Source organism: Longimicrobiaceae bacterium, from assembly GCA_036375715.1.
GTDB lineage: Bacteria > Gemmatimonadota > Gemmatimonadetes > Longimicrobiales > Longimicrobiaceae > DASVBS01.
In genome coordinates, this window is the sequence record DASVBS010000037.1 from 1 (window position 1) to 5,630 (window position 5,630).

The following is a 5,630-nucleotide window of genomic DNA, read 5'->3' on the forward strand; positions in this document are numbered from 1 at the left end:
GCTCCCACCTCTCGGCTGGCAGAGAATCGGCTGGGATCCTCGATCAACAAGACAAAGGCGAGCGCGGTCACCGGACCGACTCCTTTGATCTGTTGGAGTCGCCGCGCCTCCGGGTAGTGTGCTGCGATCGTCTCCTCGATCTGGCGGTCGAAGGCTCGGATTCGCTCGCCCCTGAGTCGACTCCCTGGCGCACTGCGGTATGGTGACGCCGTGACCAGCCGAGGTCGGCCTTCTCATATCAACTCCTTGTCACCTTGTCACCTTGTCACACCTTGTCACCCTGTCACCCCCTTGTCTCCTTCTCCAGCCCGCCCCCACCCGAGTAGCACACCAACCGCATGTGGATTGACAAAGCTGTGACTGCGCATTATCGATATCGCTGAGAGTTATCGATATCGCTGAAACCCCACGCAAGCAGGCTGGCGGGATCCATCGACGCCTGTTCTGCGCTTTCCTTCACGGACGGAACTCCTCCTCTCCACTCCCGATCGGCCTTCCGGGGCCGGTCGTGAGCTTCGGCCGGCGCGACCGTGCTCCGGTCGCAATACCGCACGTCCTCGTGCGACGCCCCTCTTCCCTTTCCCATGGTGCGGAACGAGGCGCTGACTCCGCTGGACCACCCGACCGCGCAGAGTGCGCGGCGAAGCCCCGCCCGGGAGCCGCTTCCTCGCCTTGCCGAGGCACCTCTCGGGATATCTCTCAACCCCTCTGGAGGTTCTGGATGAAAGGACGGAGGTTCGGCATCAAAAGCTTGTTCGCCTTCGTGGCGACGGCTCTGATCGCCACGCAAGGACCGCTCGCCGCACAGTCCACCGGCCAGATCGCCGGGACCGTGACGGCGGACGACGGCCGTCCCCTCTCCGGCGCAACCGTGAGCGTCGAAGGGACCGCCCTCACCGCACTGAGCGACAACACCGGAAGCTTCACCATCGCCAGCGTGCCGGCCGGCGAGCAGACCATCCGGGCGCGCATGATCGGCTACGCCGATGCCACCGCCACCGTGACGGTCACCGCCGGGCAGACCGCCACCTCGAACCTGGTCCTCACCGCATCGGCCATCGAGCTCGAGGGGATCGTCGCGGTCGGCTACGGAACCCAGCAGCGGGTCAACGTGACCGGCTCCGTGGCCGCCGTGCAGGCCACCGAGTTGGAGAAGCGTCCGGTGGCCAACATCACGGAAGCCCTGCAGGGCGTGGCGCCCGGACTCACGGTCATCGACCGCGGCGGCCGCCCTGGCGACGCTGCCACGATGTTCTTCATCCGCGGCCGCGGCTCGACCAACAGCACCTCGCCGCTGATCCTCATCGACGGCGTGGCCGGAGACCTCAACGCCCTCGACCCGAACGACATCGAGAGCATCTCGGTCCTCAAGGACGCGGCGTCCGCCGCGATCTACGGCTCGCGCGCGGCCAACGGCGTCATCCTGGTGACCACCCGCCGGGGTCAGGCGAGCGATGACATCCGTTTCAGCTACGACGGCTACTACGGCATCCAGGGCGTGCAGACCTTCCCCGAGATGCTGGGGCCGGAGCCGTACATGCGCCTCATCAACGAAGCGTACGTAAACGCCGGCTTCGAGCCGAAGTACTCGGAGGAATACATCCAGAATACGCTGAAGGCGGTCCGCGGCGACCCCAGCGTCGACCCGCTCAAGTACCCCTTCACCGACTGGCTCGACGTGATCTTCGATCCCGCGCCGATCCAGGACCACACCCTGAGCATGCGGGGAGGCAACGACCTGGCGACCTACTCGCTGTCGCTGAACTACCTGGATCAGGAGGGGATGATCCCGAACACCCGTGCCGACCGGTACGGACTGCGCCTCAATACGGACTTCTACCCGACCTCGAAGCTGCACCTGGGCGCCGACCTGGCGCTCCGCCGCTCGTCGGACATGGAGCCCAACAACATGGGCGGCGTGCTCTGGAACATGTTCCACGACACCCCGCCGATGACGGTGGCGAAGTACCCGGACGGCACCTACGGCTGGAGCGACAACGGGCACAACCCGCTCGCCTACGCCGAGGCGTACGGCACCCGCACGCGCACCTATCGCCACGGGCTGCTCAACACCCGCGCCGACTACGACCTCCTCGACGGGCTGGCGATCCGCACGCAGGCCTCCGTCCAACTCGGCGACTGGGAGTACCGCGACTGGCGCAACGAGGTCTTCTTCCGCGACTACTGGGATCCGTCGGTCATCCGCAAGTCGGTGACGCCGAACCAGCTGGACAACCGCATGTCGCGCGACACCGAGATCTACCTGCGCGGCCTGCTGGAGTACACGCGGACCTTCGGCGACCACGACCTCACGGCGATGGTCGGCTACGACCAGACCAACCGCACCTGGCGTGAGATCCGGGCGATCCGGCGCGGCTTCTACAACAACGAGCTGCGGGAGATCAACGTCGGCGACGCGTCGCAGGAAGACACCTGGGGCACCTCCAACGAGTGGGCCCTCCGCTCGGGCTTCGGCCGGATCAACTACAGCTACCTGGGCCGCTACCTCTTCGAGGCGAACGCCCGCTACGATGGCTCGAGCCGCTTCGCCAAGGGGAATCGCTTCGGCTTCTTCCCCTCCTTCTCCGCCGGGTGGCGCATCTCCGAGGAGCCCTTCTTCAACATCCCCTGGATCAGCGAGCTGAAGGTGCGCGGCTCCTGGGGCCGCATGGGCAACCAGGACATCGACCTCTACTCGTACTACCCGCGCATCGTGCTGGGTGGTGGGAATCGGGACTACATCTTCGGCGACGAGCTGGTCAACGGCGCCGCCAAGGAGGCGCTGGCCAACCAGGACATTTCGTGGGAGAAGACGACGATGACCGACTTCGGCATCGACGCCTCCTTCTTCGACGGCCGGCTCACCTTCGTCGGCGACATCTATCGCAAGGACACCAACGACATTCTGCGCGAGCTGGACATCTCCGGCATGATCGGGCTCGACCCGCCGGTGCAGAACGCGCTGTCGATCCGCAACACCGGCTGGGAGGCGGCACTCGGCTGGAACGACGCGGTGGGAGACTTCTACTACTCCGCCAACTTCAACGTCTCGCAGAACCGGAACAAGGTGCTCGACCTGGCCGACGCGGGCCCCTTCATCGACGGTATCTGGCTGATCGCGGAAGGCCAGCCGCTCGGCACCATGTTCGGCTGGGAGTCCGACGGGCTCTTCCAGACGCAGGAGGAGGTCGACGCGCACGCCAAGCAGCACCCGGTCACCGGACCCGGCGACATTCGCTATGTCGACCAGAACAACGACGGCGTGATCAACGAAGCCGACCGCGTGCCGATCGGCAACGACATGCCCAAGTTCACCTACGGTTCGAGCTGGACGGCCGGCTGGAAGAACTTCGATGCCAGCGTCTTCTTCCAGGGTGCATGGGACGTGGACTACTGGGTGCAGGGTGCGCTGGTCGAGGGCCCCTTCTGGGAGAACTACACCACCACCGCGTGGCTCGACCGCTGGACGCCCGAGAATCCCAACGGCCGCATGCCGAAGCCGACGCTGCGCACGACGCACAACCACCAGGCGAGCGACTACTGGGTGTTCGACGCCTCCTACCTGAAGGTGAAGAACGCGCAGCTCGGCTACACCCTGCCGTCGTCGCTGACGGAGCGCCTCAACGCCGACCGTGTGCGGATCTACGTCTCCGGGCAGAACCTGCTGACCTTCACCAAGAGCGACGACCTGGTGCTGGATCCGGAGGCCCCCTCCGGGCGAGGGAACATGTACCCGCAGACCCGGACCGTCTCGATCGGCGCTTCGGTGCAGTTCTGATGGTCGGAAGATCCGTGACTGTGTCTACTCTCGAATAGCGATAGATGAAACGCTTTGCAGCTTTGGCACTCGTGCTCGGGGTGGCGCTGGCGTCATCCGCCTGCGACGACTCCTTCCTGACGACGGTGCCACCGGACCAGCTCTCCGACGAGGTCTTCTGGACCCAGGAGAAGGACGCCATTCTCAGCGTCAACGCGCTGTACCCGCTCCTCTTCGGCTACGAGGTGACGGAGTTCGATGCCGCCTCGGACAACGCCTGGGCGCACAAGTCGTTCGACGACTGGTACCTGATCGGCAACGGTACTCTGGACGCGGCGAACGGCACGGTCGAGAACATCTTCAACCAATCGTACCAGGCGATCCGGCGAGCGAACGAGCTGCTCGCCAACATCGACCGGATTCCGGAAATGAACGAGCAGCTCCGCGACCGCATCAAGGGTGAGGCGCGCTTCCACCGCGCGTACCACTACATGATGCTGGCGAACCTGTTTGGAGACGTGCCGCTCGTCCTGGAGCCGATCTCGATCCCGGAAAGCCAGGAGCTCACCCGGACCCCGCGCGCGCAGGTCATCGACCAGGTGCTGGCGGATCTGGACTTCGCCGCCAGCGTCCTCCCGGTCAGCTACCCGGAGTCGGAGCGGGGGCGGGTGACGCGCGGGGCGGCGTACGCACTGAAGGCGCGCGCGGCGCTGTGGGAATCCCGCTGGGACGTTGCGGCGGCGGCAGCGGCGGAGGTGATGAAGCCGGAATACGGCTACGAGCTGTACCCCGACTACACCAACCTCTTCCGCTACGCCGGCGAGGATAACCCGGAGATCATCCTGGCCGAGCGCTACATGAAGGGCCAGCGAAGCCACGGAGTCTTCGCCGACTATGCTCCGCGCTCGATGCTGGGTGGCAGCACCATCGTGCCGCTCCGCTCGCTGGTGGACTCGTACACCATGATCGACGGCCTGCCGATCGATGAGTCTCCGCTGTACGACCCGGAGAACCCGTACGAGAACCGCGACCTGCGGATGTACGGCACTCTGCTCTACCCGGGCGCCATCTTCGATGGTGAGGTCTACAACTCCCTGCCCGACAGCCCCACGCCGGACCGGGTGAAGAACGACTTCAACGCCACCGCCACGGGCTATCAGCAGATCAAATACGTCGATCCGGCGGACCGCGAGGATCCGAACAACAGCGGGCTCGACTTCATCATCCTGCGCTACGCCGACGTGCTGCTGATGTACGCGGAGGCGAAGGTCGAGCTGAATCAGATCGACCAGTCGGTCTACGACGCGCTCAACCTGGTGCGCGATCGGGCCGGCCTGCCGCCCATCACAGGCAGCCACTCGCAGGCCGAGCTGCGGGAGATCGTCCGGCACGAGCGTCGCGTCGAGCTGGCGCTCGAGGGGCTGCGCCTCTTCGACATCCGCCGCTGGCGGATCGCCGAGCAGGTCATGCCGGGTCGCAGCTACGGCATCGACTACATCAACTCCGAGGGCGAGGTCGAGACCATCCTCGCGGACAACCGGTTCTTCGACCCGGCCCGGGATTACCTGTGGCCGATCCCGCTCAAGGAGCTCGACCTGAACCCGGATCTGGGGCAGAATCCGGGATACTAGCCGGGCTGACAAGGAGACACGGAGACACGGAGATGGACCGCCCTCCTGATCCTGTCTCGTAACCACGAGGGACCTGCGCCGCGAAGGAGGTGCAGGTCCCTCTGAACGACCGGCCACATGGTTAACACTTTAGACCGGACACATAGGTAACAGTCCACACCTGTAAGGGTGTGCGCTTTTCCGGTCGTGCAGCCGGCGGATAACCTTTTCTTGCTCGCTAAGTTGCCCGACGTAGACCGGTC

Annotated in this window: 2 protein-coding genes; both read left to right on the forward strand. The window is 65.3% G+C overall.

Annotated elements, in window-relative coordinates; all coding sequences use genetic code 11:
* The first annotated feature begins 721 nt into the window (after positions 1-721).
* Positions 722-3,778, forward strand: a complete 3,057-nt coding sequence (locus VF167_07840) for a TonB-dependent receptor (GenBank protein HEX6925326.1) — start codon at positions 722-724, stop codon at positions 3,776-3,778.
* Positions 3,779-3,822: 44 nt separating this feature from the next.
* Positions 3,823-5,388 (forward strand): RagB/SusD family nutrient uptake outer membrane protein, encoded by a 1,566-nt coding sequence (locus tag VF167_07845; GenBank protein HEX6925327.1) that lies wholly within the window; start codon positions 3,823-3,825, stop codon positions 5,386-5,388.
* The last annotated feature ends 242 nt before the right edge of the window (positions 5,389-5,630 follow it).